This is a genomic window from Candidatus Vampirococcus lugosii, from assembly GCF_018420025.1.
Taxonomy (GTDB): domain Bacteria; phylum Patescibacteriota; class Gracilibacteria; order Absconditabacterales; family Absconditicoccaceae; genus Vampirococcus; species Vampirococcus lugosii.
Map to the genome: position 1 here is coordinate 1 of NZ_JAEDAM010000073.1, position 5,089 is coordinate 5,089.

The following is a 5,089-nucleotide window of genomic DNA, read 5'->3' on the forward strand; positions in this document are numbered from 1 at the left end:
TCAATCTCATAAATCCCAATTTACACTCTGTATATCTTTAGGATTAATTCATTGTATTTCAGTATTTAAATCAATTTTTTCTCATGACGAAATGTTATTTTTATTGACTTTCAAATTAGTTCAATGAAAAGAATTATTGTTATTATTGTTATTGTTATTATTGTTATTATTGTTATTGTTATTATTGTTGTTGTTATTATTGTTGTTATTGTTATTATTGTTGTTATTGTTATTATTGTTGTTATTATTGTTGTTGTTATTATTGTTGTTGTTATTATTGTTGTTATTGTTATTATTGTTGTTATTGTTATTATTGTTGTTATTGTTATTATTGTTGTTATTGTTATTATTGTTGTTATTGTTGTTAATAGATATATTATTATATGATTCTCATATTTTATTTCAATTTTTATCATAAGATGAAACTTTTAATTTATGATTTCAATCTCTAATTGGACCAAAATTTTTATTAAAATCAAAAACAATTCTTCAATTTGGATTACTTATATTAGTTTTATATTCATTTCAATCTATTTCCCATATCAAATAATTAGTATTACTAGATCAATTGTAAACACATCTTAATTTTTCATCAATTTCCAAAACTAATTTTTCACATCTAAATTTAATATTATTTCAATTATTTTTATTTTCCTCAAAAACTCTAACCAAAAAATTAGATGAAACATATTTTCAATTTGACATTTTTCATCTTGCTACAACATTATATACTCATTTATTTCTATAAATATGAGATGTATTTGGTCAGTTTCAATAATTACCATCACCAAAATCCCATTCTATAGATTCAAAATTTCAAATTGAATGAGAATCAAAATTAACTTCCAAAGGAGCAAATCATTTTTGATTATCAGTAAAAATATTTAATCAATATATTTTTTCATTATTATCACAAATTTTTGGATCTTGTTTAGGATTATAAACTAAAGGACATATACTATCTGATTCTCTTAATTTTTTAATATTTATATTTCATTTATCATCTACAACTCATATACTATTTTTAATTCAATCTCAACTAATATCATCATCACAGACATCACCAAATCAATCTCAATCTATATTATTTTGATTTGGATTATAATCATATGGACAATTATCCAAATGATTTTTAACTCAATCTCATGAATAATCATAATCAAATTCACAAGAATTAATTTCAAATAATTTACTTATTTGTTCCAAAATTTGTTTTCAAGTAGGAAATCAATCCAATGAAAATTCAATAACTTCATCATAAGAAAATATTCAATGTTTTCTCAAAACATTCATTTCTCAAACAGGCCGAACTCATTCACCATATTCAAATCAAGAAAATCAACATTCATCAAGATTAAATGTACAATATTTTATATAAGTTAAAAAAGTTTCATTAGTTTCAGCATTACAATTTCAATGTCAACATCTTTCAAATTCATTATTAATATTTTTTCTATCTTCAATAGATAAAGAATTATATTCAACTGTTCAATTTTGTAAAGAATCCATCCAAGATTTAATATTTGACCAATTTATTGAATATTCATTATAAACTTTTTTGGATGTAATATTAAATAATGATTGTACAAATTCAGAATTAGTAATATTATTATATCAACAGAATTTTCATGGACACAAAGGACTTGTATTAGCTGGATAACCATTTATATAATTATTAAATCAAGCATAAGCAATACACCAATAATTTTCACTTCAATACTCTATATCAGCAAAATTTTTATTTAATTTAGAAGAGAATTCATCAAACCGATTTTTATTTAAAGTTTCAACTATATCAGATGGCGGAGTTTTGCAATCATTACAATCAGCAAAATTTAATAATTTAACAAATTCAAAACGACTAACAGTATTTTTATCAAATAAATTATTATAATCATAACCTATATTATTTATTTTTTCATAAAAATTTGAATAAATATTTCAAATGAATACAAAAAATAATAATGATATTACAAAAAAAAACTTAATAATGTAATTATACATATTTTCTTAATTTTTAATATAAAAAACATATTTATATTAAATAATATAGTTTTTTACTCATTTTGTCAAATCAAAATATTTTTTATTTAAAAAATAGTTCTTTTAAATAAAATATAAAGCACTAGTTTCAAATTTATAAAATAACACTAAATATATATCTATTATTAGATAATAGATTATATTTATCAATCTTCAAGAAATAATTTTTTAATATTTTATTTATTTTTTAGTTTTTTCATCGAATCCATACTGGTGGGAAATTTGAAATAACTCTTTCTTTCAATTCTAATCACATATTTTTATAAACTTTTTTGAAAATAAAAGGCATATATGTAATTGTTCTATATACACTCCCCCATTGAGAATCTGCTTTTAATATATTATTTACAAGTTTTGTTCTATTTTTTTCAGGAAGTATAGGAAGAGAAGAGATTATAATATCTAATTTAGGAAATTCATATTTTGATAATATATCAAACATATTTTCAGCAGTATTCTTTTCTACAAAAATATTTGAATAGCTTGAATATCTATTAAATAACATATCAACATAAGAATTTTCTAATTCTACAAGTATTAATTTACTATCAGTTTTCATATTTTTTATAATTTCTTGAGTAATAACTCATGTTCAAGGTCATAATTCCATAATATAATTTATATTATCAAAATCTATTCAATTAATAAGTTTTTTTGATAAAGTGTTGGAACTAGGAACTAAAGATGCATTTCTTGACGGGTTTTTAAAAAAATTTTTTGCAAACAGAATATTATCTTTCATCAGAATAATTATTTTTTGTATATAAAATCAATTTATTATCAAAAAAATATAATCTTTTGAATTATAAATTTAGATAAGATATAATTATTTTAAATAATATTTCAACAAAAAAATATAAATTAATTTATAATTCAATCTACAAAAAATCATCAATTATAATTATCTTTTTTAATTTTTCATACTAATTTTGTTGGATTTCTTAATTCTACTAATCACAAATCTTCTCACTTTCACCAAAACATAACTGGAAAAGTATTTCATTCCAAACTTGCATATGCTTTCAAATGTCATTTTCATTTTTTACCTACTTTTTCTACATCATTAAATATTATATTTTCCATCAAAAAAACTGGTTCACGATTTCATTCTCAAAATGGTGCAAGTTCATTAATTTTAAGTATTTTTTCTTTTTCTAATTCATGAGGATATATTTTAGTATCTATTTGTATAGATTTTATCAAATCTTTTTCTGTAATATTATTTTCTCAATATTCATAAAACAATTCAATAACAGTAGATAAATTTGAGATTTTGACTGTCATTCATCAAGCTTGTTTATGTCATCAATATCTTTCCATATATTTTCATGCATAATTTAACATATCTATTACCGAAAAATATTCAGGTCAACGAAGTGATGCAACTGCAAATCATTCTTTTTCTTTTATAGATATTATAACTGAAGGTTTATTATATTTTTCTGTAAGTCTTCAAGCTGTGATACCAACAATTCATTCATGAATATTATTTGATTGTGCTATCAAAACTTTTTTTGGATTTATCTATAATTTTATCTATTTCTTTATATCAATCATCTTGAGATTTTTTTCTATCATTATTTATTTTTTCTATATTTTCCAAATGTTTTTTTTGTTTATCTCATGAATATATAAGACAATTTAAACTATCATAAGGACTTTGCATTCTTCATCAAGCATTTATTCTGGGTGCAATCATAAATCATATATGAAATGTTTCTATATTATTTTTTATATTCAAAAAACTCAAAAAATTACTAATTGATTTTGGAATTAATTTTTTAGTATTTATATAATCTATTCACATTTTTGTCATTAATCTATTTTCTCACAATAGAGGTACACAATCAGCAACGGTTCATATTGCTACAATTGGCAACAAATAATTTAATGCAATTTTTTTTCTATTAATATCTTTTATATAAATTTTGATTAATGCACTAGCAATTTTGAAAGCAACTCATACTCAAGCAATTCATTTAAAAGAATAATTTGGACTAATTTGTGGATTTACTACTGCTAAAGTTTTGGGAATTTGATCAAGTGCTTTATGATGATCAGTTATTATTAAATCAAGTCATATTTTACTTGCATATTCAGCTTCTTTTATACAAGTAATTCAATTATCTACAGTAATTACCAAATCTGCTCATACAGATTTTATTTCATCCAAATGATGTTTTTTCATTCAATATCAATCTGTAAGTCTATTTGGAAGTCTTATTGATATTTTTTTATAATTCAAAAAAATTGTAAAAAATTTATATAACAAAAAACTTGATGTAATTCAATCTACATCATAATCTCATAAAATCACTATTTTTTCATTATTTTTAATAGCTTTTTGTATTCTATGTATTGCTATTTCAAAATCGTTTAATAAATATGGATCTATCCATGAATTTGTAAATGTTGGATTAAGAAAATCATCAATACTTCAATCAATTTTTCTTATTTTAAGTAATCTTTGTAATAAATCTTCATTTGGATTGTCATATATAATATCCATAAATAATCTTAATATTATGATAAAATAATAATTTTGTTTCTAATCTTCTGCACCTAAATTAAAGAAAAAAGTGAATTTTGTTGATTCTGTAGGTAATTTCTTTGATTTCTATTTCGGAAAAATTTTCAATTATGTAATATATATTCAACTACTTCTAACCAGGCATACATATAATAATTATTTAGTCTTTCAACTTCACTTCTTAAATGTATTTTCTCTAAATTGTTTGTAAAAAACATTCTTTGTCATTTATTATTTTTTATCACCACCAAATAATATTTTCTCTTAGAGTTTGAATTAAATATCTTTACCATTCAATAGTAAAGTTTTCCTCTAATTTTCTTGCCTCCTTTCAGACTTATCTCTACCTCCTTTTTCAAGCTTCTCAAATATACTATTTTGCCTCATTTTCATAATATTTTTTTCTTTTACAAAATCAACATCTTTTTCTCGCCCGGGCGGGAAAAGTAGTACAAAAAGCTAAGATTAATAAATAGATGAGTTAGTTATAATATATTAGCTACCAAATTCACTATA

At 21.2% G+C, this 5,089-nt stretch carries 5 protein-coding genes; all 5 read right to left on the reverse strand.

Annotated elements, in window-relative coordinates:
- Positions 1-2,004: PKD domain-containing protein (locus VAMP_RS04540; RefSeq protein WP_244831613.1), on the reverse strand; the 2,004-nt coding region annotated here is incomplete at its 3' end.
- Positions 2,005-2,230: 226 nt separating this feature from the next.
- Positions 2,231-2,785 carry a class I SAM-dependent methyltransferase gene (locus VAMP_RS04545; protein WP_213349771.1) on the reverse strand — a complete coding sequence of 185 codons (555 nt, stop codon included), beginning with the start codon at positions 2,783-2,785 and terminating at the stop codon, positions 2,231-2,233.
- A gap of 119 nt (positions 2,786-2,904) precedes the next feature.
- Positions 2,905-3,549 (reverse strand): DHHA1 domain-containing protein, encoded by a 645-nt coding sequence (locus VAMP_RS04550; RefSeq protein WP_213349772.1) that lies wholly within the window; start codon positions 3,547-3,549, stop codon positions 2,905-2,907.
- A complete protein-coding gene (locus tag VAMP_RS04555) occupies positions 3,530-4,552 on the reverse strand; it encodes a single-stranded-DNA-specific exonuclease RecJ (protein ID WP_213349773.1) in 1,023 nt (340 codons plus the stop codon). Before VAMP_RS04555 ends, VAMP_RS04550 begins: the two co-directional genes overlap by 20 nt.
- Before the next feature lie 53 nt (positions 4,553-4,605).
- Positions 4,606-4,866 carry a hypothetical protein gene (locus tag VAMP_RS04560; RefSeq protein ID WP_213349774.1) on the reverse strand — a complete coding sequence of 87 codons (261 nt, stop codon included), beginning with the start codon at positions 4,864-4,866 and terminating at the stop codon, positions 4,606-4,608.
- Positions 4,867-5,089: the final 223 nt, after the last annotated feature.